Annotated in this window: 14 protein-coding genes; 5 read left to right on the forward strand and 9 right to left on the reverse strand. The window is 71.8% G+C overall.

Annotated elements, in window-relative coordinates; genetic code table 11:
• Positions 1–2 precede the first annotated feature (2 nt).
• On the forward strand, positions 3–5,273 hold the full coding sequence (locus tag AB0J55_RS18115) for an NACHT domain-containing protein (RefSeq protein ID WP_364249184.1): 5,271 nt from the start codon (positions 3–5) through the stop codon (positions 5,271–5,273).
• Here AB0J55_RS18115 and AB0J55_RS18120 read toward each other — a convergent pair.
• From AB0J55_RS18120 to AB0J55_RS18160, 9 genes are read right to left on the reverse strand one after another with little or no spacing between them, the layout of a single operon-like run.
• Positions 5,216–6,574 carry a rhamnulokinase family protein gene (locus tag AB0J55_RS18120; RefSeq protein ID WP_364249552.1) on the reverse strand — a complete coding sequence of 453 codons (1,359 nt, stop codon included), beginning with the start codon at positions 6,572–6,574 and terminating at the stop codon, positions 5,216–5,218. The genes AB0J55_RS18115 and AB0J55_RS18120 overlap by 58 nt on opposite strands.
• A gap of 44 nt (positions 6,575–6,618) precedes the next feature.
• Complete coding sequence (locus AB0J55_RS18125) at positions 6,619–8,040, reverse strand: L-fucose/L-arabinose isomerase family protein (protein WP_364249186.1); 1,422 nt, start codon at positions 8,038–8,040, stop codon at positions 6,619–6,621.
• Between the two features lie 10 nt (positions 8,041–8,050).
• A complete protein-coding gene (locus tag AB0J55_RS18130; RefSeq protein WP_364249188.1) occupies positions 8,051–10,069 on the reverse strand; it encodes a bifunctional aldolase/short-chain dehydrogenase in 2,019 nt (672 codons plus the stop codon).
• A gap of 2 nt (positions 10,070–10,071) precedes the next feature.
• Positions 10,072–11,235 (reverse strand): L-rhamnose isomerase, encoded by a 1,164-nt coding sequence (gene rhaI, locus AB0J55_RS18135; protein ID WP_364249190.1) that lies wholly within the window; start codon positions 11,233–11,235, stop codon positions 10,072–10,074.
• Positions 11,232–11,573 (reverse strand): L-rhamnose mutarotase, encoded by a 342-nt coding sequence (locus tag AB0J55_RS18140; protein ID WP_364249192.1) that lies wholly within the window; start codon positions 11,571–11,573, stop codon positions 11,232–11,234. Before AB0J55_RS18140 ends, rhaI begins: the two co-directional genes overlap by 4 nt.
• The gene (gene rhaS / locus AB0J55_RS18145) at positions 11,573–12,634 is read right to left on the reverse strand and encodes a rhamnose ABC transporter substrate-binding protein (RefSeq protein WP_364249194.1); all 1,062 of its coding nucleotides are present in this window, start codon (positions 12,632–12,634) and stop codon (positions 11,573–11,575) included. Before rhaS ends, AB0J55_RS18140 begins: the two co-directional genes overlap by 1 nt.
• 5 nt (positions 12,635–12,639) lie before the next feature.
• Positions 12,640–13,638 (reverse strand): ABC transporter permease, encoded by a 999-nt coding sequence (locus tag AB0J55_RS18150; RefSeq protein WP_364249196.1) that lies wholly within the window; start codon positions 13,636–13,638, stop codon positions 12,640–12,642.
• Positions 13,631–14,671 (reverse strand): ABC transporter permease, encoded by a 1,041-nt coding sequence (locus AB0J55_RS18155; RefSeq protein ID WP_364249198.1) that lies wholly within the window; start codon positions 14,669–14,671, stop codon positions 13,631–13,633. Before AB0J55_RS18155 ends, AB0J55_RS18150 begins: the two co-directional genes overlap by 8 nt.
• Positions 14,668–16,185, reverse strand: coding sequence for a sugar ABC transporter ATP-binding protein (locus tag AB0J55_RS18160; RefSeq protein ID WP_364249200.1), 1,518 nt, complete (start codon positions 16,183–16,185; stop codon positions 14,668–14,670). The genes AB0J55_RS18155 and AB0J55_RS18160 overlap by 4 nt, the downstream gene beginning before the upstream one ends.
• A 161-nt stretch (positions 16,186–16,346) precedes the next feature.
• On the opposite strand from AB0J55_RS18160, the gene AB0J55_RS18165 reads away from it, so the two are divergent.
• From AB0J55_RS18165 to AB0J55_RS18180, 4 genes are all read left to right on the forward strand, one after another.
• Positions 16,347–17,384 (forward strand): LacI family DNA-binding transcriptional regulator, encoded by a 1,038-nt coding sequence (locus AB0J55_RS18165; protein WP_364249202.1) that lies wholly within the window; start codon positions 16,347–16,349, stop codon positions 17,382–17,384.
• Positions 17,385–17,463: 79 nt separating this feature from the next.
• The gene (locus AB0J55_RS18170; protein ID WP_364249204.1) at positions 17,464–19,812 is read left to right on the forward strand and encodes a glycoside hydrolase family 2 TIM barrel-domain containing protein; all 2,349 of its coding nucleotides are present in this window, start codon (positions 17,464–17,466) and stop codon (positions 19,810–19,812) included.
• A 583-nt stretch (positions 19,813–20,395) separates the two neighbouring features.
• Positions 20,396–23,371, forward strand: a complete 2,976-nt coding sequence (locus AB0J55_RS18175; protein WP_364249206.1) for a BTAD domain-containing putative transcriptional regulator — start codon at positions 20,396–20,398, stop codon at positions 23,369–23,371.
• Between the two features lie 165 nt (positions 23,372–23,536).
• Positions 23,537–25,603: a putative Ig domain-containing protein gene (locus tag AB0J55_RS18180; protein ID WP_364249555.1), complete on the forward strand. Its 2,067-nt coding sequence runs from the start codon at positions 23,537–23,539 to the stop codon at positions 25,601–25,603.
• The last annotated feature ends 13 nt before the right edge of the window (positions 25,604–25,616 follow it).

Here is a 25,616-nt window from a genome sequence, read left to right on the forward strand (position 1 = left end):
CTGTGGCGGACAACCAGTTCACCGGCGACGCCCGCACCGTGGCGCAGTTCGGCGCGGTGTACGGCGTGGTGAACGTCCATGGGAACGCGGCGGCGCCCGAGCCGGAGGCCGCGCCCCCGAGCGGGTGGGACGACCGGCCGGAGCTGCCGCCGGCGATCCGGAATCTGCTGCAGGTCCAGATCGACACCGCGGAGGACCTGCCGTACCAGCTGCCCGGCGCCCGGCAGACGTCGCTCGCGGCCGTCTACGTGCGGCAGGAGATCAGCACCGAGACCGACAGCGGGCCGGCCGAGCCGACGCGCCCGCGTCCGGTGCTCGACGGCCGAGGGCAGCGGATCGACCTGCCCGTCCGGCCGGTACCGCGGCTGGTGGTGCGGCCGCCGTCCCGCACGGTCCGGGCGGCCCTCGACGACGACGATCACCTGCTCGTCACCGGCGGGCCCGGCCAGGGGAAGTCGACGCTGTCGCTCCGGCTGGCCGCGGACATCGCCACCCACTGGGCCGGCGGTACCGGCGAAGCGCCGCTCGCCGAACCGGTGATCCCGCTGCGCCTGCCCGCCCGGGAACTCGCCACCCGGCTCACTGTGCCGTTCTTCCAGGCCCTGGCCGAGAGCATCCAGGCCGAATACGGCGCTCTGCTGGATTTCTCGATCGAGGCCGGCACGCTGGCCAGGCGCGTGGCGGGTTGCCGCTGGCTGCTCCTGGTCGACGGCCTGGACGAGGTCGCCGACCTCGTCCAGCGCGACCGGTTGATCAAGGTGCTGGCCACGCGGGCTTCGCAGGAGGCGTCGGCGCACTACCGGATCATGCTGACCACGCGGCCGATCGCCGGGGCCGCGCTGGCGCCGTTCCACGGAGCCGGTGCGGCGCGGTACGAACTCCTGCCGTTCGACGAGGAGGCGCTGCGCCACTTCGCGGCCAACTGGTTCGCCGAGGGTGACACGGCCGAACGGTTCGTCCGGCAGGTGCACGACGCGAACCTGGACGAGCTGGTCCGGGTGCCGTTGCTGGCCACGATCGCGGCGATCATGTTCGAGCAGGACCGCGACCGGCGGCTGCCGGACAACCGGTACGAGCTTTACGAGAGCTACCTGGCGTACCTGCAGGCGGCACGGTCGATCGCGGCCTCGCCTTGGGACGAGTATCGCGAACGCCTCTTCGAGCACCTGGGCTGCGTGCGCCTGGAGAAGGACACGTCGCTCCTGACAGCGGCCTGCGAATGGGCGGCCGCCACCGTGCCCCACGCCTGCGTCGCCACGAACTGGCGCGAGCAGCTGACGACGTACCTCACCACCGTCGGCCTGTTCGTTTCCCGCGCCGGCGAGCTCCAGTTCCTGCACCACAGCTTCGCCGAACACCTCGCGGCCACCGCGCACGCCCTCCGGCTCCCCGACCGGTTCGACCCGGAAGCCGAGGGCTTCGTCCAGCTCTTCCACACCGCGCGCCCGGGCGAACGCGGCCGGCACGCCCGGCGCGTCCTGTTGCACTACACGCGGTTGCGGCAGGCCGAAACCGACCGCCTGCTCGGGCACCTGCACGCCGGCAACCCGGCGATGCAGGTGCTGGCGGCGCGTCTGCTCGCCTGGCACGCACCGGTGAGCCCGGAGGTCACAGACGCCTTCCTGGCCACCGCCAGGTCGTGGGCGATGACCACCCAGTACCCCGCGCAGGCGATCCTCACCCAGGTGAGCCGCGCCGCCCACCACCCGGCGCTGGCGGGGTGGCTCCTCGGCCTGATGCGCGACGGAAAGGCCCCGTGGGAATCCCGGATCGAGGCGGGCCGGGCGCTGGCGGCCCGGTTGTACGGTCCCGAACGCGTCGATGCGGTGGCGATGCTGCGGTCGGTGGTCGAGGACGAGGCGATCTCGGTCGAGTTCCGGTTCGAGGCGGCCAAGGCGCTGGCCGAGTGCGGCGCGGAACAACGGGCCACGGCCGTGTCCGGACTGCTGTCGGTGCTGGCGGACCGGGCGGCGACCGCGCTGCAGTGCCGGAACGCGGCGATTGTGCTGGCCGGTTTGGGGCCGGAACCCCGTGCCTGGGCGATCGACGCGTTGACCGGGCTGCTAGACGACCCCGAAGCACCCGAGGACGACCTGGTCCAGGCGGCCATGGGGTTGCTCGAGATCAGTGCCGGCTACGAGGACAGGTGCGCCGAGCTGTTCCGAGCTGTCCTGGCCAGGCGAGAAGGCACCACGCTCTACTTGGGGGACGTGGTTTCGGCCTTGGCTTCGCTGGGTCCCGACCACCTCGCGGAAGCCGTGGCCATGCTGAAGGCACAACTCGCCGGCCAGCGGCCGAACCGCCTCCGCCTGTCCCCGGCCCGTGTGCTCGCCGAACTGGGCCCCGAGCATCGGCTGGCGGTCGGGGAAATGTTGCTCGCGTTGGCATCCCGCCCGGGCGTGGCCGCGTCCTCCCGGGTGAGCGTCGCCGGCATGCTCGGAAGACTCGTACCCGAGTTCCGTGACCCTGTCCTCGCTCTCCTACGGGGTGTTTCCACCGACCAGCCGGTCGACATCAATGCGCTGCTGTGGGCGGCCGACCACATTGCCGATTTCGGTCCGGAGTTCCACCCGGAGGCCGCACGCGAGCTCACCCGGATAGCGGACCATCCCTATGCCGCGCACTTCGAGCGCACCACGGCGTTGGGCAAGCTCGCCGGTCTCGGGGAACCTCACCGCGGGGCGGCTGTTCTCGCGCTGCGCGGCGATCTGGCGAACCGCAGCGCCGACTCCGACCTCCGCGTCGAGGCCGGCCGCGAGCTGGTCCGGCTCGGGCCGGAGTTCCACACCGAGACGGCCCGGCACCTTCTGGAGATCGCTTCGAGCCGCGCGGCCGATCCTCAACTGCGGATGTCGGCCTGGCGGGCCCTCCGGCCGTTGGGGACCGACTTCCACCATCAGGCGTCGGCCGCACTCGTCGAGCTCCTGGGGCCGGAGGAGGCGCGTGCGTGGGAAGCGCACAAGTCCGAATTCTATTTGTTCCGGGAGGACATCGATCCGCAGGCCGCAGCAGGTGCGCTCACCGCGGTGCTGCACGATCCGGAACGGTGCGTACGACATCGGGTGGCCGCCGCCCGCAGCCTGGTGGACCTCGGGCGCCACCACCACGCTCAGGCGGTCGCCGGGTTCATCGAGCTGCTCGGCCGGAACGAGATACCTGTCGCCGAACTCGGGCGCGCTGTCAGCGGCTTCTCCGACCTGAGTGCCACGCGGCGAGCCGAACTGGGCGGGGTGCTGGCCGCCAGGGTAACCGGGCGCACCTCGGCCGAACTCGTCTGTGAAACGGCCGAGGCGTTGGAAAGGCTGGATGTGTCCGATCCCCGGATCGACGTGGCCTTGCGCGCGCTGCGGTCCGACTCGTCGGCCGCGGAAAATCACCGCGCCCGCGCCGCCATGATCCTGGCACGGAGGCAGCGGGCGGACGTCCCGGCCGCGCTCGACGTGGTGCTGCTGCTGCAGCACGCGCTCAATCCGCACACCTGGACCGGTCATGTCCGGGAGCTCGTCGGGCTCGGCGCGAAACTGCCCGGGGAAATACGGACGATCGTGTCCGCCCCGGACGCCGACATGTGGCTGCGCCAGCTGTGCGCCGGCTTGGTGCGCGAATGCCGTCCCGAACTGCTGCCCGAGGCGTTGGCCGAGCTTCGCTCGCAAGCCGACGACGATCACCTCGAGTTCACGTGGCGAACCGAAGCCGTCATGCACCTCGCGAAGCTCGACCCGGCCACGGTGGACGACGCCATCGAGTTCCACCGGAAAGTGCTCGAGGACGAAACCGAACGGGTTTTCCACCGCGGCGAGGCCGCGAAACAGCTGGTGAGCCTCGATCCCGCGCACCACGACGCCGCCCTGGCCGTACTCCGGCGGCTGGCCACCGGCTCCGGGCTGTACGACACCGAACGCGCGAACGCCTTGCAATGGCTCACCTGGGGCAACCTGCCTCCGGTGGATCTCCTGCCGCTCGTCCGGGCCGTCGTCCACGACCCGGCGACGTCCCCTGCCGTTCGGCAGGGGACCGCCCGCTGGCTGCCGGCGGCCGAGTATCGGGCGGTCTCGCGGGCCACTCTCGCCGACGGAACCGCGCCGGTCGCCTGCTGGTCGGAAACGACAGCCGGTTACTGGGACAACTGGGCCCTCGCACGTGAGCTCCAGGAGGCCCTCCGGGACCTGCTCACGGGCGCCGAGACCCCGCTGGGCAGCCGGATCTCCGCCGCGGCCGCGCTCGGCCGGCTCTCCCCTCGGCTCGTCCCGGAAGCGGTCGCCCTCCTGACGGGGTTCGGCGGAAGCGGCCATCTCCGACGGCAACGCCTCCTGGCGCTGGCCGAACTGGATCCGGCATGGCGGATGCGCATACTCGGCGAAGCGCGCGTGGCTCTCGACGGCGACGACCAGGCATGGCGGCAGAAGATCGAGACCGCGAGGCTGTTCGTCGAACTCGCTCCCGCACCGCTGCAGGAAGCCGACCACACCCGGCTCGCCCGGCTGCTCCGCGACGATCGCCTCGCCGACCAGGTCCGCATCGAGCTGCTCTCCGCGCTCAGGCGGTTCGACGACATCCGGGCCCTTCGCGACGACGACCGGGGCCGCACGGCGACGCGCTGGGTCGCCGCACGCTGGATGCGAGACTTCGCATGTGAAGACCGGGAGCGCGGCGCCCGGATTCTCGACGCCATCGCCGGGGATCCGGCGACCCGGCCGGCCTTGCGCTGGCGAGCGGCCGAGGATCTGACAGGCTTCGGCTCACACGGCCGGAAGCTTGCCGCGCAGCGGCTGCGGGCGATCATGACGGACGAGGCGCTGCCCATCCTGGTGCGGACGGACTCCGCGCGGGTGCTCGGCGACATCCGGCCCGATCTGCGCGGTGACGTCCTGGCCCTCCTCCGCCGCCTTCAGGCCACCGCCGGTCCCGCCGTCCGGTTCCAGGTGCTCGAAGCCATCGGCCGGCACGAGCCGGAAGAGGCCGCGCTCGCCCTGCGGGCCATGGCCGAAGACCCGGCCCTCGAGCCGCTGGTCAGGCTGTACAGCGCCGACCGGCTGGCCACCCTGCACCGGGACCACCGCGAGGCGGCCGCCCTCGTCTGCCGCGAACTGGCGCACGACGACAGCGTCCCGTGTCACATCCGGGCGGATGCCGCTCGCGGGCTCGCCTTCCTCAGTGCCCTGTGCCGCCAGGAAGCGCGGGATCTCCTAAACGAAATCAACGCGAACTGGAGCCGTCAGCCGAATAAACGTGCCTCCGCGGCCGCCCAGTCCGCCGTTCCCGATGGCTCGTAACGGCGGATCTCCTGCGTCTCGCGCACCAACGACCGCATCGCCGCCAAGTCCGGTAGGTCCTCCCCCAACGCCCGGGCCTGCACCAGCACGTTGCCCAGCGCCGCCGCCTCGACCGGGCCCGCCAAAACCGGGACTCCGCACGCGTCCGCCGTCGACTGGCACAGGAGCTCGTTGCGGGCTCCGCCGCCGACCAGGTGGATGATGTCGACCTGGTGGCCCGCGAGCCGAGCCGCCTCGTGGATTGTGCGGCGGTGGGCCAATGCCAGGCTGTCCACTATGCACCGGACCATTGCCGCGCGGTCGGATGGGGGGCGCTGGCCCGTTGCGCGGCAGGCTGAGGAAATGCGGGACGGCATGTCGCCCGGGGGCAGGAATGCCGGGTCGTCGATGTCCACCACCGCGGCCAAAGGCGGGGAAGCCGCCGCCGCCCGGAGGAGGGTGGTGAGGTCCGAAGTGGACCACGTGCGCAACGTCTCCGACAGCACCCACAGGCCCATCACGTTGCGCAGGAAGCGGATCGTGCCGTCGACGCCGCCTTCGTTCGTGAAGTTCGCCGCCAATGCCTCGTCGCTCAGGATCGGTGTGGACAGTTCGAGGCCGGCCAGCGACCACGTGCCCGACGAGATGTAGGCGAAGTTCACCCCGGGGGCCGCCGGGACCGCCACCACCGCCGACGCCGTGTCGTGGGAGCCCACCGCCACCACCGGGACGCCGCCCAGCTCCTCCGCCGGGCCCACCACCGTGCCGGGGTCGCGCAGTGGGGGCAGCAGGCGCGGTGGGATGCCGACGCGGGAAGCCAGCGACGTGGCCCATGTCCGGGCGCGGACGTCGTACAGCTGGGTCGTCGACGCGTTCGTGCGCTCGGCGCCGATCGACCCGGTCAGCCAGTAGTTCAGCAGGTCGGGGATGAGGAGCATCGTCGACGCCGAGTCGAGGCGGTCGCCTTCGGAAACCAGCTGGTACAGGGTGTTGAACGGCAACTGCTGCAAGCCCGTCACGTCGTAGAGGGAGCGTGCGGAGAGCACAGCGGAAACCGAAGCCGGCACGCCCTCGGTGCGGGAATCGCGGTAGTGGACGGGGTTGCCGAGCAGCGCGCCGCGGTCGTCCAGGAGCCCGTAGTCGACCGCCCAGGAGTCGATGCCGACGCCATCCAGCTCCCCGGCTTCGCGGATTCCGGCCAGAGTTTCGCGGTACAGGCCGAGGATGTCCCAGTACAACGCCGGCCCCGCGCGGACGCCGCCGTTCGGGAAGCGCCGGACCTCGTCGACGGCCAGGCGTGACGGTCCGACCGTCCCCGCCATCACCCGCCCGCTGGACGCGCCGAGGTCGACGGCCGCGACTCGCTTCACGCGCGCACCACGGTCAGCTCCAGGCCGAGCAGGTCCGCGACCGCCGTCAGCTCGGGGATGCGGTGGCCGGTGCCGAGCGCCCAGTGGTGGGCGATCCCGCTCGCCGACCACGCGTCGGTCCACTCGCCCGGGTCGCCACCGAAGTCGACCCGGGACGTCGTGTTGCCGATGCGCAGCAGCGGCCCCGGCACCACCGTGCCCTCGGACGCGATCAAGGTGAACGTCCCGTCGCGGCGCTGGCCGAGCCCGCACAGCGTCACCGGCCCGTGCTTGACGTCGAACTCCACCGACACGCCCCAGCCGCGCTTGCCGTGGTAGACGCCCAGGCCGCGCAGCAACGGCTTGCGGGCGCTGATCCCGAGGTGCGCCGGGCCGTCGTGGCCCATTTCGACCACGCCGTCGCGGAAGTTCAGCGCCTGCAGCTCGGTGAACGAGCCACCTGCGCCGAGGCGGTCCATGACCAGCATGGCCAGGGACGTCCGCAGCTCGTACTCGCCGACCGCCGGGATGCCGCGGGCGGTGAGCAGGGACGCGCCGAGGATGAACCCGGCGCCGACGCGCTCGTGCGTCTCGCCGTCGAGGCCGCGGTGGTAGTAGGCCAGGGAGTCCAGCGAGAAATCGGAAACCAGCCGGTCCAGGGCGACCGAAACCCGGGCGCCCCAAGCGAAGTCCTCGTCCACAACGGACTCGTCCACAGTGAACACTTCGCGGGCCAGCGCCACCCGCGCGGCGGTTTCGTCGTCGGTGACCTTCTCCACGCGGACCCGCAGGTCGTCGACCTCCAGGATCTCGACGTGCCCGCCGAGCTGGGCCGACACCAGCGTCGGGTCGGTGGAGACGTCCATCATGCCCGGGTAGAGGTGCCCGAGCAGGCCGTGGCGCCCGTGCCGCAGCGCCGCCCGGACGCCGGCGGCCTTGATCCAGCGGGAAATCCGCGTCCACGCCCGCTCGTCTTCCAGATACCCGGACACCGAGCGGAATTCGACGCCGAGGCGGCGGAACGCATTGGCCATCTCCGGCAGCGGGCAGGCGCCGCAGTAGGCCAGCCACGCGCCGGTGTCGAAGGACTCGTGGTCCATCGCCTCGGTGGGCTGCAGGTTCAGCAGCAGCACCGGCGCGCCCGAGCGCTGCGCGACCGGGGCCAGCATGCTGGAGGTCAGGTACGTCGTGAGGAAGCCGATGATCAGGTCGCACCCGGCCACCCGCAGCTTCTCCGCCGCGGCCGCGCCTTCCTGGGCGTCCGAGACGAACCCGGCGTCGATCACCTCGCAGTCCATGGTGGACAAACGCTCGGTGACGCGCCGGGCCGAAGCCTGCAGCTGGGGCAGCAGGGACGGGAACTGCGGCCAGTACGCGCCGAGCCCGCCGGAGACGAGGCCGACGCGGGTGCGGCGCGGGGTGATGCGATCCAAGGTCATCGGTCCTCCGTCAACGCAGGAACGCGGCGGCCACCCCGGCGTCCACCGGCACGTGCAGGCCGGTGGTGTGGGTGAGCTCGCCGCCGGTGAGGGCGAACACGGCGGCCGCGACGTGCTCGGGCAGCACCTCGCGCTTGAGGATGGTGCGCTGGGCGTAGAACTCGCCGAGCTTCGACTCCTCGACGCCGTAGACCGCGGCCCGCTGGGCGCCCCAGCCGCCGGCGAAGATGCCGGAGCCCTGGACGACTCCGTCGGGGTTGACGCCGTTGACGCGGATGCCGTGTCCGCCGAGCTCGGCCGCCAGGAGCCGGACCTGGTGGGCCTGATCGGCCTTCGCGGCGCCGTAGGCGACGTTGTTCGGGCCCGCGAACACCGAGTTCTTGGACGAGATGTAGACGATGTCCCCGCCGATGCCCTGGTCGATCATCGCCTTGGCCGCGGCCCGCGACACCAGGAACGACCCCTTGGCCATGACGTCGTGCTGTAGGTCCCAGTCGCGTTCGGTGGTCTCCAGCAAGGGCTTGGAGATGGACAGCCCGGCGTTGTTGACCACCAGGTCGATCCCGCCGTACGCAAGCACGGTCGCGTCGATCGCGGCCTGGACCGCCGCGGCATCGGTGACGTCGGCGGTGACGGCAGTACCGCCGATCTCCGCCGCGACCTCCGCCGCCGCGTCCCCGTTCAGGTCGGCGATCGTCACGCACGCGCCCTCGGCGGCGAGCCGCTGCGCGATGGCCTTCCCGATGCCCGAACCCGCCCCCGTGACCAGGGCGATCCGCCCGGCCAGCGGCTTGGGCTTCGGCATCCGCTGCAGCTTCGCCTCTTCCAGGGCCCAGTACTCGATCCGGAACTTCTCGCTCTCCGGGATCGGCGCGTAGGTCGAGACGGCTTCGGCGCCGCGCATCACGTTGATGGCGTTGACGTAGAACTCCCCCGCCACCCGCGCGGTCTGCTTGTCCTTGCCGAAGGAGAACATCCCCACCCCCGGAACGAGCACGATCGCCGGATCCGCCCCGCGCATCGCGGGCGAGTCCGGAGTGGCGTGCCGTTCGTAGTAGGCGCGGTAGGAGTCGCGGTACTCCGCGTGCAGCTCCTTCAACCGCGCGACGACGTCCTCGAGAGGCGCGGTCGCCGGGAGATCCACCACCAGGGGGCGGACCTTGGTGCGCAGGAAGTGGTCCGGGCACGACGTACCCAGCGCGGCCAGCGGCTGCAGCTTCTCCCGGGACAGGAACTCCAGGACCACTTCGCTGTCGGTGTAGTGCCCCACCACCCGCTGGTCGGTGGCGGCCAGGCCGCGGATCACCGGCGCCAGAGCCGCGGCGCGCGCCCGGCGCTCGGGCTCGGGCAGGGCTTCGAAACCCGGGACGACCGGGCCGAACGGCTCCGGAGCACCCCGGGACGCGAGGAACTCCTCGGCCGTGCGGATGATCTCCAGGGAGTTCCGCTCACACTCCTCGGAAGTCGCGCCCCACGCGGTGATGCCGTGCCCGCCGAGGATCACGCCGATGGCCTGCGGGTTCGCGGCCTTCACCGCGGCGATGTCCAGGCCCAGCTGGAACCCCGGCCGCCGCCAATCCACCCACGCCACCCGGTCGCCGAAGCATTCCTTGGTCAGCGCCGGGCCGTCGGCCGCCGTGGCCAGCGCGATGCCCGAATCGGGGTGCAGGTGGTCGACGTGCGGGGCCTCGACGAGACCGTGCATCGCCGTGTCGATCGACGGTGCCGCGCCGCCCCGCCCGTGCAGGCAGTAGTCGAACGCGGCGACCATCTCGTCCTCGCGCTCGACGCCCGGGTACACGTCCACCAAGGAACGCAACCGGTCCAGGCGCAGGACCGCCAGCCCGGCTTCGGTCAGCGTGCCGAGGTCGCCGCCGGAGCCCTTGACCCACAGGACGTCGGTGGGCGAGCCGGTGACCGGGTCGGTCACCGAACCCTTGGCGGAGGTGTTGCCGCCGGCGTAGTTGGTGTTGCGCGGGTCGGCCCCGAGCGCGTTGCTGCGCGCGATGAGCTGCTCCGGCACGGTCATCCTCATGCTCCCCATCCGGCCTGCGTGCCGCCGGCGCGCTCGGCCACGATCTTCTCCTGGTACCCGCTGCGGGCATACGCCGCGATCGGGTCCGGGTCGAGCCCGGCGTCCTCGCGCAGCTCGGCCAGCAGCGGCCGGACGTCGGTGTTGTAGGCGTCCATCAGCACGGCGTTCGCGCCGAGCACGTCACCGGCCTGTTGCGCGGCCCGCAACGCCGGGCGGTCCACCAGCAGCGCCTTCGCAGTGGCCTCCTGGACGTTCATCACCGACCGGATGATCGCCGGGATCTTGGCCTCGATGTTGTGGCACTGGTCGAGCATGAAGGCGATCCCGTACGACGGGTCCAGGGCGTCGGCGCGGACGATCTCGTACATGATCCGGAACAGCTGGAACGGGTCCGCCGCCCCGACCATCAGGTCGTCGTCGGCGTAGAAGCGGGAGTTGAAGTCGAACGCGCCCAGTTTCCCGGCCCGCAGCAGGAACGCCACGATGAACTCGATGTTCGTCCCCGGGGCGTGGTGGCCGGTGTCGATGCACACCGTGGCCCGCTCCCCCAGCTCCAGGCAGTGGGCGTAGGACGTGCCCCAGTCCGGGACGTCGGTCGCGTAGAACGCCGGCTCGAACAGCTTGTACTCCAGCAGCATCCGCTGCTGCGGCCCCAGCCGGTCATACGTCTCGCGAAGGGCCGCCGCCAGCCGGTCCTGCCGGTCGCGGATGTCGTCCTGGCCCGGGTAGTTGATGCCGTCGGAGAACCACAGCTTCAGGTCGCGCGAGCCCGTCGCGTCCATGATGTCGATGGCTTCGAGGAGGTGGTCGGTGGCCTTGCGGCGGATGCCCGGGTCCGGGTTGGTGACCGAGCCGAGCTTGTAGTCCTCGTCCTGGAAGACGTTGGTGTTGATAGCGCCGATCTCGACCCCGAGGTCCCGCGCATACGCGGTCAGGGCGGCATAGTCGCCGACCTTGTCCCACGGGATGTGCAGCGCGACGCTCGGCGCCACGCCGGTGAGCTTGTGCACCATCGCCGCGTCGGCGATCTTCTCCTCGGGGGTGCGCGGCACACCCGGTTGCGGGAACACCTTGAACCGGGTGCCCGAGTTCGCATACGCCCACGACGGCGTCTCGATGCGCTGGGCCCGCAAGGCCGCTTTGACATCCACGGCGATCACTGTCCTTCCCGGACGTCGAGGTCGAGGTGGAAGACCTCGTCGAGCAGCTGGAACCCTTCATCCGGCGGCCGGCCGTCGAGGCCGGTGAAGAACTCCGCCATTTCCGCCTGCCAGCGGGTGTTGACGTCGGTCTTCGCCATGGCGGCCTGTGCGGCTTCGAGGTCGTCCGCCTCGACGTACCCGACCAGCAGGCCGTCGTCGCGGAGGAACAGCGAATAGTTGCGCCAGCCGGTGTCGTGCAGGGCCTGCCGCATCTCGGGCCACACCGCCCGGTGCCGCTCGGCGTACTCGGCTTTCCGGTCGGGCCTGACCTGGAGGCAGAAGCAGTACCGGGGCATCAGAAGTTGAACTTGTCGATGTTGTTCGCGTCGAACGTCGTCGGCGGGCCGAGCACGATCTCGCCGTTCTCGCCGATCGTGTACTCGCCGAGCTTGCCCGCCTTGAACTTCTCGCCCTGCTTGCCGGTGATCTGCCCCGACTTGAGCGCGACACCCGCGTACGCGGCGAGGTAGCCGATGTCGGCCGGGTTCCACAGCGCGAACTGCTTGACCGTGCCGTCCTTGACGAACGCGCGCATCTGGTTCGGCGTGCCCAGCCCGGTCACCGCGACCTTGCCCTTGTAGCTCGACGAGCTGACGTACCGCGCGGCCGCCGCGATTCCCACGGTGGTCGGCGAGACGATCACCTTGAGGTTCGGGAACGACTGCAGCAGGCCCTGGGCCTCCTGGAACGACTTCTGGTCGTCGTCGTTGCCGTAGGCGATCTTGTCCAGCTTCAGCCCCGCGTACTCCGGCTTGGCCAGTTCCTTCTTCAGGACGTCGATCCAGGCGTTCTGGTTGGTCGCGTTCGGCGTAGCGGACAGGACCGCGATCTCGCCGGAGCCGCCGGAGAGGTCCTTGGCCTGCTTGGCCAGCGCTTCGCCGATGCCCTGCGTGGTGGCCTGGTTGATAAAGACGTCGCGGCAGTCCTTGGCGGCGTCGGAGTCGAAGGCGACGACCTTGATGCCCGCGCTGCGGGCCTGGTTGAGCGAGGGGCACACCGCGTTCGGGTCGTTGGCGGCGATGCCGATGACGTCCTGCTGCTGCTGGATCAGCGTGTTGATGTAGCTGACCTGCGACGACGCGCTGGCGTCGTTCGGCCCGACCAGCTTGTACTCGCCCTTCAGCTCGCCCAGGGCCTCCTTGCCGCCGCTGACCTCGATGTCGCTGTAGGGGTTGTTGAGCTGCTTGGGCAGGAACGCCATCTTGACGCCCTCCTTCGCCGCGGCGTTCGGGTTCGCCGCGGCGGTGGACTGCTGGCCGCCGGAGCCGGCGTTGTCGTTCTTCGTCGTGCCGCCACACGCGGCCAGAACGAGCACCAGCCCGGCCGACACTGCGCCGGTGAGGAACCGTCGGGACATCTTCGTCACCTTTCCGGAGTTACCGCTTGCCTGCGGCGACGCACTGCCGTGCGGGCCGCAGTCACGATGTTGGGGAGCAGGACCGACACGATCAGGAGCACGCCGGTCACGATGTTGAGGGCTTCGTTCGACACGTCCTGCAGGCGCAGGGCGTTCTGCAGCGAAGCAAGCAGGACCACTCCGGCGAGCACGCCGGGCAGCGTGCCCTTGCCGCCGAAGATGGACACGCCGCCGAGCAGCACGGCGGCCACGACGGCCAGTTCGAGACCGAAGCCGTTGTCGGCACGGGCACTGGAGTACCGCAGCGTCCACAGCACCCCGGCGAGGCCGGCGACCGCGCCGCTCACGACGTACAGCCAGAACTTGAGCCGCCCGGTGCGGATGCCGGCGAACCGGGCCGCCTGCTCCCCCGCGCCGGCGGCGAACACGCCGCGCCCGATCGGCGTCGCGTGCAGCACGACACCGAAGATCAGAGCGGCGACGACCAGGGGGATCAGCACGTTCGGGATCGGGCCGTCGCCGATCGTGCCGGTGACCCAGCTCGTGTAGGCCCGCGGGAAGTCGGCGACCGCGCCGTCGCCCAGCACCACGAACGCGAGGCCGCGGTAGAGGGCCAGGGTGCCGATCGTGACGGCCAGCGACGGCAGCTTCAGCACGGTCACGAAGAAGCCGTTCAGCGCGCCGAGGACCGCGCCGAGCACGATGCAGAGCGGGATGATCGTCTCGATCGTCAGCCCCGCGTCCCACAGCGAGCCCATCACCGCCGAGGTCAGGCCGAGCGTGCTCGCCACCGAGAGGTCGATCTCGCCGGTGACGATGATGAACGTCATCGGCAGCGCGACCAGCGCGATCGGGAGCAGGTCGAGCAGCAGGAAGGTGAAGTTGCGGCTGGTGCCGAAGTTCTCGACGGCGCCGGAGGCGACGATCAGGACGAGCACCGTGACGAGCACGACGGCGGCGTCCCAGCTGAGCAGCCTGCCGAGCCGGCTTCCCTGGTCAGACATGGGAATCCCTCTTCTTCAGTGCCTTCGCGACCCGGACGGCCACGAGCCGGTCGGCGCCGATGGCCAGCAGGATCAGCGCGCCGACGATGGCCTGCTGCCAGAACTGGTTGATGTCGAGCACGGCCAGCGCGCTGCCGATGACGGTCAGCAGCAGGGCGCCGAGGCCCGCGCCCCAGACCGAGCCGCTGCCGCCGAACACCGCGACCCCGCCGACGACGGCCGCGGCGACGACGTTGAGCTCGTAGCCGGTGCCGGCGGCCGCGTCCACGGTGCCGAAGCGGGCGGCGAAGAGGACACCGGCGAGTCCGGCGAGGGCACCGCTGACCAGAAACGCCGCGCTGGTGTTGCGGCCGACCTTGATGCCCGCCAGCTGCGCGGCCTGCGGGCTCGACCCCATCGCGTACAGCTCACGCCCGGCCCGGTAGCTCCGCAGCACGATCCCGGCCGCGACCAGAACCAGCAGCGCGATCAGCACCAGCCACGGCACGCCGAGGATCGACGCGGTCCCGAAGTCCAAAAAGGACTTGGGCAGCTTGTCGGCGTTGATCTGCTGACCACCGGCCCAGAAGTAACTGACGCCGCGGTAGGCATACAGCGTGCCGAGCGTGACGACCAGCGCGGGCACCTGGCCGAAGCGCACCAGGACGCCGTTGACCAGCCCGCACGCCGCGCCGACGCCGAGCCCGGCGAGGATCGCGACGATCACCGGCAGGCCCGGGTTGTCCTTCATCAGCGTGCCGACGGCGAACGCCGACAGGCCGAGCACCGAGCCGACCGAGAGGTCGATGTTGCGGGTGATCATCACGATCGCCTGCCCGACGGCGAGCACCGCCAGGATGGCCGTGCCGAGCAGGATGTCGCGGATGCTCTGCCCGGACAGGAACCGGGAGTTCTGCGTCGCGGTGAACGCGACCAGCACGATCAGGGCGAGGACGATGCCGGATTCGCGGGCCTTCAGCACGTTCGCGGTCCATGAGCGTCCGGAGTGGACGGTCGGCTGCGCGGTCACGGCGGCCTCCTTCGTCGCGGTCACGCGGCGGCCCCCTGCCCCATCGCGGCGAACATGACCGAGTCCTCGGTCGCCTCGGCGCGCGGGAGCTCGGCCACGATCCGGCCCTCCCGCATCACCAGCACGCGGTCGGCCATGCCCAGCACCTCCGGCAGCTCCGACGACACCATGACGACGGCGACGCCTTCGGCGGCCAGCGACGACATGAGCCGGTGGACCTCGGCCTTCGTGCCGACGTCGATGCCCCGCGTCGGCTCGTCCACGATCAGCACCTTCGGCGCCATCGCCAGCCACTTGGCCAGCACGACCTTCTGCTGGTTGCCGCCCGAAAGCGTGCCGACGGGGTCGCCGAGCCTGCGGTACTTGGTGCGCAGGCGTTCGGTCCACCGCCGGGCCTCCTGGCGTTCGCTCGCGCCGGTCAGGAAGCCTAGCTTCGACAGCGCCCGCGAACGCGGCAGCGTCACGTTCCGCTCGATCGAAAGGTCCATGATCAGGCCCTGCTGCCGCCGGTCTTCGGGGACGAGGGCCATCCCGGCGGCCATCGCGGCCCGGGAGGAGTGCGGCTTGAGCTTCTTGCCGCTCACCTTCACGATTCCGGCGTCCCGTTCGTCGACGCCGAAGACGGCCTGGACGACCTCCGAGCGACCGGAGCCGACCAGCCCGGCGAACGCGACGATTTCGCCGGCGCGCACGGAGAAGGAGATGTCGCGGAAAACGCCTTCACGGGCCAGGCCCTCGACCTCCAGCACGACCGCGCCGGGTTCGACGTCCTGCTTCGGGAACAGCGCGTCGAGGTCGCGGCCGACCATGCGCTTCACCATCTCCCCGACCGTGACGTCCTCGAGGGCGTCGCTGGAGACGTGCTTGCCGTCGCGCATGATCGTCACGCGCTGGCAGAGTTCGGTGATCTCCTCGAAGCGGTGGGAGATGAACATGATCGCCGCGCCTTCCTGGCGCAGCGCCCGGGCGACGCTGAAGAGCCGCTCGACCTCGATCCGGGTCAGCGCGGCGGTCGGCTCGTCCATCACCAGCACGCGGGCGTCGGCGCTGAGCGCCTTGGCGATCTCGACGATCTGCTGGTCGGCGATCGACAACCCCCTGGCGGGCCGGGCGGGGTCGATCCGGACGCCGAGCCGGGCGAACAGGCGCTCGGCCTCGGCGCGGATCGCCGCCCGGTCGATCCGGCCGAGGCTCTTGCGCGGGTGGCGGCCCATCACGATGTTCTCCTCGACGCTCAGGTCGGGAAACAGCGTGGGTTCCTGGTAGATCACCGCGATGCCGGCCGCCTTCGCGTCGGCGGGCGAGCCGAACTCGACCGGCTCGCCGTCCAGCAGCAGCGTGCCGTCGTCGGGCTTGTGCACCCCGGCCAGCATCTTGACGATCGTGGACTTGCCGGCGCCGTTCTCCCCGACCAGCGCGTGGGCCTCCCCGGCGTGCAGCCCGAAGCTCACACCGGCGACGGCCGCGACGGCGCCGAACGACTTCGTCACGCCGCGCACCTCCAGCAGAGGGGCCCGGCCCGGGCGTGGGCGCGTCATCGCGACCTCCGGATTGAAAGGTTTCACAAATCTGGTGCGGTGAAGCTACTATGCGGCGGAAGAAGAAGTCAATGGATTGGCGCAGCCGTGGCCGAACGGCATCTCCAGCAGGTAGTTGGTGGCGATGTTACGTTTCAACGCCCACGGCGAGAGGGGGTCGCATGGTGGTCAGGGAGCCCGGGGCCGAGCCGAGGGTCGCGGGAATGAAGGACGTCGCGGCGGCCGCCGGCGTCTCCCTCGGCACGGTGTCCAACGTGCTCAACCGGCCCGACCGGGTGAGCCCGGCGACCCGGGCGAAAGTCGAGGCCGCGATGGCCGAACTCCGGTTCGTGCGCAACGAGTCCGCGCGGCAGCTGCGCGCCGGGCGCAGCCGGGTGCTGGCCTACGTCATGCTCGACGGCAGCAACCCGTTCTTCACCGACGTCGCCGCGGGCATGGAGGACGCCGCCGACGCCGGCGACCTCTCCCTGTTCCTCTGCAACAGCGCGCACCAGCCGTCGCGGGAAGCGGCCTACCTCGGCCGGCTCGAGCAGCAGCGCGTCCAGGGCATCCTCATCACGCCGGTCGACCCGGACGCGCCGGTGCTGCACGAGATCGCGCGCCGCGGCACGCCGGTGGTCGTCGTCGACCGCACGCCCGGCGGCACCACGCTCTGCTCGGTCGCGGTCGACGACGTCTACGGCGGCGAAATCGCCGTGCGGCACCTGGTGGAGCAGGGTCACGAGCGGATCGCCTTCGTCGGCAACCACCCGAGCGTCGGCCAGGTCCGCGACCGGCGGCTCGGCGCGATGCGGGCCCTGGAGGCCGCCGGGCTGGGCCCGGACCACCTGGTCGACCTGACGACGTCGGCGCTGACGGTGGCCGACGGCCGCGGCGCGGGCGAACGGCTGGCGGGGCTGCCGTCCTCGGTCCGCCCGACCGCCGCGTTCTGCGCCAACGACCTCGTTGCGCTCGGCCTGCTGCAGACCTGCGCGAACCTCCGCATGCGCGTCCCGGACGACCTGGCGATCGTCGGCTACGACGACATCGAGTTCGCCGCGGCGGCCGCGGTCCCGCTGACGTCGGTCCGCCAGCCCCGCCGCCGGCTGGGCCGCACGGCCGCGGAGCTCCTGCTGGCGGAAACCACCGAAACCGGGCACGAGCACCGGCAGGTCGTGTTCACCCCGGAGCTGGTCGTCCGCACCTCGACCCTGCGCTGAGCAACCGGCTGATCGTTTGTGACGTCTTACGGCGTGCAAGCGATAACCCCGGTGAGCCCGGAGCAGTGGGAGGCCGTCTGTGTCCGATCGCGAGCCGGCCGGCCGGCCACCGCGGCTGTCCCGGCGCGGGTTCCTGGCCGCGAGCGGGGCCGCGCTGCTCGGCGCCGCCGTCGCCGGCTCGGCGGGCAACGCGGCTCCCGGCCCGGAAGCGGTGCGGCTGGGCGATTTCTGGTTGTTCGGGCGGTACGACGAGGGCTGCACCGAGCTCGGCTTCGACGAGCTCGACCTCGCACCGGTGCAGCTGCCCCACTGCGTGGCGCCCCTTTCCTGGACCGGCTGGGACCCGGCGTCCTGGCAGGACCGGTGGATCTACCGCAGGCACTTCACCGCCTCGGCCGGCGAACGCCACACCGCGCGCTTCGACGGCGTCATGACCGACGCCGAGGTGCACCTCAACGGCAGGCTGGTGGCCACCCACCACGGCGGCTACCTGCCCTTCGAGGTCGAGCTGCCGGACGTCGTGGCGGGCGACAACGTCCTGGCCGTGGTGGTCGACGGGCGGTGGGCGCTGGACATCCCGCCCAACCTGCCCCGCAGCCCGGGGCCGTCGGTGATCGACTTCTACCAGCCGGCCGGCATCTACCGCACGGCCACGATCGCCGCGGTGCCGCGCATCCGGCTGACCGACGTCTTCGCCCGGCCCGTCGACGTCCTCTCCCCCGGCCGGTCCCTGCACCTGACGTGCACGCTGGACGCGCCGGTGGCCGGGCAGGTGACCGCATCGGTGCGCCAGGCGGGCCGCGAGCTGGCCCACGGTGCCGCGCCGGTGGGCGGCAAATCCGTCGAATTCGACATCGGCGGCCTCGACGCGGTCCGGCTCTGGGACGTCGAAGATCCGGCGCTGTGCGACGTGGTCGTGACCGTCCGCTCCGGACTGCGGGTCCTCGACCAGCGCGTGGTGCGGACGGGGTTCCGCGACGCCCGGTTCACCCCCGAAGGCTTCTTCCTCAACGGCAGGCGCCTGAAGCTGTTCGGCTTGAACCGCCACCAGTGGTACCCGTTCGCGGGCGGCGCGCTACCGGACCGCGTGCAGCGGCGGGACGCGGAGATCCTGCGCCGCGAGCTGAACTGCACGATGGTCCGCTGTTCGCACTACCCGCAGTCGACCGCGTTCCTCGACGCCTGTGACGAGCTGGGCCTGCTGGTGTGGGAGGAGATCCCGGGCTGGGGCCACGTCGGCGACGACGCGTGGCAGCGGCAGAACCTGGCCGACGTGGCGGGAATGGTCGTCCGCGACCGCAATCACCCGAGCATCGTGGTGTGGGGCACGCGCGTGAACGAGGCCAACGGGACAACGGCGATGTACGACCGGACGGGCCGGCTGGCCCGCCGGCTCGACCCATCCCGCCCGACGAGCGGCGCACTGGCCAGCACCACGGGCGCGCGGTACGCCGGCGACGACGTCGAGATCCTGGCGTACAACGACTACACCGCGCGGCGCGGAGCGCCCTTCCAGCTGCGCCCGCCAAGGCCGGGGCTGCCGTACCTGGTGACGGAGACGATCGGCACGCTCGCCGGCGCCCGCGCCTACCGCCGCACCGACACCCCCGGCGTCCGGCAGCAACAGGCGGAGCTGCACGCCAAGGCCCACGACCTGGCCGCCGCCGACGACCGGTATTGCGGACTCCTGGCGTGGTGCGCGTTCGACTACCCCTCGGGCTGGCAGCGATCACTCGGCGGCCTGAAGTACGCGGGGGTATCGGACATCTTCCGAATCCCCAAGCCCGCGGCGGCCTTCTACGCTTCACAGGTCGATCCGGCCGCGCGAGCGGTGGTAGAGCCCGGTTTCGCCTGGGATTTCACCTCCCAGCCATCCGGGCCCGGCCCAGGGTCGACGATCTGGTCCAATTGCGACCGCCTGCTGCTGTTCCTCGACAACCGCCCCGCGGGCGAGGCCCGCACCCGCCGCGGCGACTTCCCGCACCTGCGGTACCCACCCTTCACGGCCGACTTGGTGGTACCGAAGGGCCGCCGGCCGCAGCTGCGCATCGACGGCTACGTGGGCGAGAAGCTGGTGGTCAGCCGCCGGTTCAGCGGCGACCGCGGATCGGACGTGCTGAGCTGCATACCCGACGACCCGGAGCTCCGGGCGGACGGAACGGACGCAACTCGGGTGGTGGTGGCGGCCAGGGACCGGTTCGGCACGTTGCGCGCGGGGACAACGGGCGTGGTGACGCTGGAGCTGACAGGCCCAGGCGACCTGATCGGCACCCCGACGTTGGATTTCGGGGCAACCGGCGGAGCGGCAGCGGTGTGGCTGAGGCCATTCGCCGGACCACCGTCGACAATGACCCTGACGGCCCACCACGAGAAGCTCGGAACGGCAACGGCAACGATCCGGGCAACCCAGAACACAACACGCTCCTGACCCCCACCGGACGACTCGCGTACCTGAATGGACGACTCGCGTACCCAGAGGGACGACTCGCGTACCTGGAGGGTCGGACACCGCCCGCACCCACAAGAAGAGCTGGGTGGTCATCCCGTCGCCTGAGGCCCAAAAATCACTTTGAGCCAGGCCCGCAACCCACAGCAAAACGCAAGAGGACAACGCAACCTTGCGGGCCTGGCTCAAAGTGATAGGCCTCGATCAGGCGACGGGATGACCACCCAGCGACCCCCAGCCAAAGGCAAGACAACAAGCAAACCCAAGGCCATCCCAGAGCCTGCCCGTCCGGCGAGGACAATCTTTAAACCCCCGCGACCCAAGCACACAAACCCACAGCACAAGGGCCACCACGGCGATCGTGGAGGGATCGCCGTGGTGGTCCTACCCCCAGCTCGTGCCGCCTGTGAAGCGACAGCCGAATCCGCCGGTACCCACCGGCGGCCGAGCCGGCCGCGGACATCGTCGGGAGCGTGCCCGGCGGCCCCGCCAGGATGGCGGACCGGCCCTGCACCGGCCTTGCAGTACGCTTGCAACCCCCGATCGGGTGAGTGGAGGTGACCGGGTGGAGTTCCGCGTCCTCGGCGCCGTCGAGGCGACGGCGGACGGTGACCCGGTCGACCTCGGCTCCCGCAAGCAGCGCCTGGTCCTCGCCGTCCTGCTCCTGGAGACCCCGCACCCGGTCGCCCTGGACCACCTCGTGGACCTGCTCTGGCCCGACGATCCCCCGGCGAGCGCGCGCAACACCGTCCAGGCGCTGATCTCGCGGCTGCGGGCGGCGTTCCGCGCCGTCGACGGTCCCGAGCTCGTCACCGAGGGGCACGGGTACGTCCTGCGCGTCGACCCGGAGACCGTCGACGCCCACCGCTTCACCACGCTCGTCCGCCGGGCCCGCGCGGCGGACGACGAGACCGCCGTCGCCCTGCTCGACGAGGCCCTCGCGCTCTGGCGGGGTGACGCGCTGGCCGGGGCCGCCTCCGCCGACGTGGCCGGGCGGCTCCTGGCCGGGCTGACCGAGGCCCGGTGGAGCGCCCTGGAGGACCGCATCGACGCGCAGCTGCGGCTCGGCCGGGGCCGGGACGTGCTCGCCGAGCTGACGACGCTGGTCGCCGCGCACCCGTTGCGGCAGCGGTTCGTCGGCCAGCTGATGCTCGCGCTGTACCGCGAAGGCCGCACCGACGCCGCCCTCGCCGCCTTCCGCGGCCTGCGCGCCCGGCTGGTCACCGAGCTCGGGCTCGACCCCGCGCCGGAGCTGATCCGCCTGGAAGGGGCGATCCTCGCCGCCGACCCGGCGCTGGATCCCGTGCCGGAGTCCCCGCCGGAGCCGGTGCGCCCCGCCCAGCTGCCGCACGACGTCCGCGGCTTCACCGGGCGCGCCGCCGAGCTGGCCCGGCTCGACGAACCGGCCGGCCCCGGCGCGGACATCCGCGTGGTCACCGGGACCGCGGGCGTCGGCAAGACGGCGCTCGCCGTCCGCTGGGCGCACCGCGTCCGCGACCGGTTCCCCGACGGCCAGCTCTACCTCGACCTGCGGGGGTTCGACCCCGACCACGAGCCGCTCACCCCGGCCGTCGCGGCCGCGCAGCTGCTGCGCGCGCTCGGCACCGACCCGCGCGCGATCCCGCCGGACCCGGACAGCCGCACGGCACTGTGGCGCTCGCTGCTGGCCGACCGGCAGGTGCTCGTCCTGCTCGACAACGCCCGGGAAAGCGCGCAGGTGACGCCGCTGCTGCCGCCGTCGGGCACGGTGCTCGTCACCAGCCGGCAGCGGCTCGGCGACCTCATCGCCCGCACCGGCGCGCGGGCGGTCCCGCTGTCCGTGCTGCCGGCCGAGGACTCCCGGCAGCTGCTGGAGACCGTGCTCGGGCCGCCCGCGGTCGCCGCCGAACCGGCCGCCGCGGCGGAGCTGGCCCGGCTGTGCGGGCACCTCCCGCTGGCGCTGCGGCTGGCGGCGGCGAACCTCGGCGCCGGGGAGGTGTCCGGGATCGCGGAGCTGGCCCGGGAACTGGCCGACGGCGATCCCCTCGCCGGGCTGAGCGTGGACGGCGCCGAGGAAAGCGCCGTGACGACGGCGTTCTCCGTGTCCTACCGGGCGCTGCCCGCCGAACACCGCCTGCTGTTCCGGCGGCTCGCGCTGGTGCCGGGCCAGACGTTCACCGCGCCGGCGGCCGCGCGGCTCGCCGCCGTCGCCGAAGGACGAGCGGGGCAGCAGCTCAAGGCCCTCACCGCGGCCAACCTCGTCGAACGGCACCTGCCCGGCCGCTACCGCTTCCACGACCTGCTGCGCAGTTACGCGGGCGGGCGCGTCGAGGCGGACGACTCCCCCGGCGAGCGCGACGCGGCGCGGCGGCGGCTGTTCGAGCACTACCTCGCGACGGCCGACGCGGCGGGCCGCCTGCTCATCCCGCACTTCCTCCGGTTGCCGCGGCCCGAGCCGGAGCAGACGTTCGAGGGCACCGAGGACGCGCTGGCGTGGCTGGACACGGAGTGGCCGAACCTCGCCGCCGCCGTCGAGCACGCGGCCGCACAGGGCCCACGCGAGTACGCCTGGCACCTGGCCGACGCCCTGCGGGCGTTCTTCCACCACCGCGGCCACCACACGGAGTGGATCGACACGGCCACCACGGCGCTGGCCGCCGCCCAGGCGGACGGCGACGACCGGGCGCAGGCGGCGATGCGGCTGTCCATCGCGCTGGCCGGGGTCAACAGCGGCCGCTACACCGACGCCCGCACGCACCTGACGACGGTCCTGGCCGACGGGCTGGCGGCGGACTGGCCCCCCGGGCGCGCCGCAGCGCTCAACAACCTGAGCGCGGTGCACCAGCGCCTCGGCGACGCGCACGAGGCGATCGCGTGCGGCGTGGAGGCGTTGCGGCTGTGCGAAGAGAGCAGCATGCCGGGCATCACGATGGCGCTGGCCAACCTCGGGTTCGCCTGCGGCCAGGTCGGCGACTTCGAGGCGGCCCTCGGCCACTTCGGCCGCGCGCTGGAGATCGCCGAACGCGACGGCGCCCGGTTCAGCGTGGCCGTGCTGCTGGTCGACCTCGGGCACGTCCACCGCGACCTCGGCAACGCCGTCGCGGCCGAGTTCTACGAGCGGGCGCTGGCCGCCAACCGCGAACTCGGCTACCAGTACGGCGAAGCGGCGGCGCTGTCGGGCCGCGCGGTCATGGAGGCGCGGGCGGGCGACGCCACCCGGGCCCTGGCCGACGCGGCCGAAGGCGTGGAGCTGACCCGGCGCATCGGCGACCGCGGTACGGAGGCGTCGGCTTTGGCGGCTCTGGGCGAAACGTGCCTCCGGCTCGGCCGCCCGGCGGAGGCGGCCGGGCACCTGACCGCGGCGCTGGCCATCGCCCGCGAAACCAGCTTCACGTGGTGCGAAGCGGCCGCGCTCACCGGCCTCGCCGAAGCCGCCCTCGCCGTCGGTGATGTGGAATCCGCGCGCACCCACGGCGAAGCCGCGGCCAAGCTCGCCGCCCAGGCGGGCTACCGGCCCCTGGAAACCCGGGCGGCGAGCACTCTCGCGGAATCGACCGGCTGAAGCGTCAGCAGGCCGTGGCCGGACAGCCGGACTTTCCGTTGCATACACGGCGAAACGGTCACCGAACCCGACTCATGGCGGGTTCCGCCCGTCCGGGACGCAGAGGACGCTTCTCCTGGCTCCCAGGGGCGGAGCCGGGAAAGGACGACCTCCATGAGATCGAGGGTGCTTTCTGCCGCGCTCGGCGTGGCCACCGGCCTGCTGGGCACCGTGGCCGTCGCCGCGCCGGCCCAGGCCGCCGCGGTGTGCGGTGACCAGCTCATCGGCAACGGCGGGTTCGAGAGCGGCACCGCGCCGTGGACCCAGACCAGCGGGGTCATTTCCGCCGCCACCACCGCGGAACCCGCGCACAGCGGCACGATGGACGCCTGGCTCGACGGCACCGGCAGCACGCACACCGACACCCTGTCCCAGTCGCTGACGCTGCCCGCCGGGTGCGCGTCCGCGACGCTCTCGTGGTGGTCGCACATCGACACCCAGGAGACGACGACCACCACCAAGTACGACAAGCTGGTGGTGCAGGCGGGCGCCGACACCCTGGCCAGCTACTCGAACCTCGACAAGAACACCGGGTACGTCCAGCGCACCGTGGACGTCTCGCGCTACCTCGGCCAGACGGTGACGCTGAAGATCACCGGCACCGAGGATTCCAGCCTGGCCACCAACTTCCTCCTCGACGACTTCGCGCTGACCACCGCCGGGACCGCGCAGTCGCCGGTCGTCACCTCGCCGGGCGCGCAGACCGGCGCCGTCGGCCAGGCGGCGTCGCTGCAGATCCAGGCGAGCGACCCGCAGGGCGACGCGCTCACCTACAGCGCCACCGGCCTGCCCGCGGGCCTGACGATCGGCGCGAGCACCGGCAAGATCACCGGCACGCCGACCACCGCGGGCACGTCCTCGGTGACCGTGACGGCGAAGGACCCGGCCGGCAACAGCGGGAGCGCCACCTTCACCTGGACGATCTCGGCCGCCCCGGCGGACTCGACGCGCACGCCGGTCAACCCGGCCTACACGGTGAACCTGACGTCGAACGCCGCGGGTGACACCTGGACCGGGCACCAGAGCGTCAGCTTCACCAACGGCTCGGCGACCGCGCTGCCCGAGGTGTACCTGCGGCTGTGGGACAACTACCACGGCAGCTGCCCGAGCACGCCGATCACCGTCACGAACGTCACCGGCGGCACGCCGTCCGCGCTGAGCGTCAACTGCACGGCCCTGAAGATCACGCTGCCCGCGCCGCTGGCCCAGGGCCAGTCGGCGACCATCGGGTTCGACCTGGGCATCGTCGTGCCCAGCGGCGCCGACCGGTTCGGCCACGACGGCGCGTTCAACATGATCGGCAACGCGCTGCCGGTGCTCGCGGTCCGCGACGGCGCGGGCTGGCACCTGGACCCGTACACGAACAACGGCGAGTCGTTCTACACGGTGATCAGCGACTTCGACGTCACACTGGTGCACCCGGCGTCGCTGCTGACCCCGGCCACGGGTACGTCGACCGAGACGACCAGCGGCAGCACGACCACCACCCACGCGGTGGCGGCGAAGGTCCGCGACTTCGCGTGGGCCGCCGGGCCGTTCGCGAAGATCACGACGACGTCCGGCAAGGGCGTGCGGGTCAACGTCTACTCGGTCAGCGGGATCTCCACCAGCAGCGCCAACCAGATGCTGACGCTGGCCGCCGACGCCATCGACGTCCACTCGGGCCGCTTCGGCGACTACCCGTACGGCGAGGTGGACGTGGTGCTGGACAACAACTTCTGGTTCGGCGGCATGGAGTACCCGGGCTTCGTGATGGACCTGGTGTCGAACGTGGCGCTCCCGCACGAGCTGGCGCACCAGTGGTTCTACGGGATCGTCGGTGACGACGAGTACAACTCGCCGTGGCTGGACGAGAGCTTCACCGACTACGCCACCGACCTCTACCGCGGGATCACCGGCAGCGGCTGCGGCATCACGTGGCAGTCGAGCGCGGAGAAGCTGACCAACTCGATGGCCTACTGGGACGCGCATTCGTCCCGGTACTCGACGGTGGTCTACAACTACGGCAAGTGCACGCTGCACGACCTGCGGCGGCTGATCGGCGACACGGCGATGGCGAACCTGCTGAAGTCGTACGCGCAGTCGCACTGGTACGGCGTGTCGACCACGGCCGAGTTCAAGGCCGCGGCGCAGGCGGCGGCCGGGTCGACCGACCTGACGTCGTTCTGGGCTTCGCACCGCGTGGAGGGCTGAAAAACCGGTTGGA

The sequence above is a fragment of the Amycolatopsis sp. NPDC049688 genome (assembly GCF_040674975.1).
Classification (GTDB): Bacteria; Actinomycetota; Actinomycetes; order Mycobacteriales; family Pseudonocardiaceae; genus Amycolatopsis.

What these genes read in the sequence shown, in the direction of transcription:
- AB0J55_RS18120 (WP_364249552.1), bottom strand. Translation starts at nt 6,574, where the DNA reads ATGGCGGGGACGGTCGGACCGTCACGCCTGGCCGTCGACGAGGTCCGG.
- AB0J55_RS18125 (WP_364249186.1), bottom strand. Translation starts at nt 8,040, where the DNA reads ATGACCTTGGATCGCATCACCCCGCGCCGCACCCGCGTCGGCCTCGTC.
- AB0J55_RS18130 (WP_364249188.1), bottom strand. Translation starts at nt 10,069, where the DNA reads ATGACCGTGCCGGAGCAGCTCATCGCGCGCAGCAACGCGCTCGGGGCC.
- AB0J55_RS18140 (WP_364249192.1), bottom strand. Translation starts at nt 11,573, where the DNA reads ATGCCCCGGTACTGCTTCTGCCTCCAGGTCAGGCCCGACCGGAAAGCC.
- rhaS (WP_364249194.1), bottom strand. Translation starts at nt 12,634, where the DNA reads ATGTCCCGACGGTTCCTCACCGGCGCAGTGTCGGCCGGGCTGGTGCTC.
- AB0J55_RS18150 (WP_364249196.1), bottom strand. Translation starts at nt 13,638, where the DNA reads ATGTCTGACCAGGGAAGCCGGCTCGGCAGGCTGCTCAGCTGGGACGCC.
- AB0J55_RS18160 (WP_364249200.1), bottom strand. Translation starts at nt 16,185, where the DNA reads ATGACGCGCCCACGCCCGGGCCGGGCCCCTCTGCTGGAGGTGCGCGGC.
- AB0J55_RS18165 (WP_364249202.1), top strand. Translation starts at nt 16,347, where the DNA reads ATGGTGGTCAGGGAGCCCGGGGCCGAGCCGAGGGTCGCGGGAATGAAG.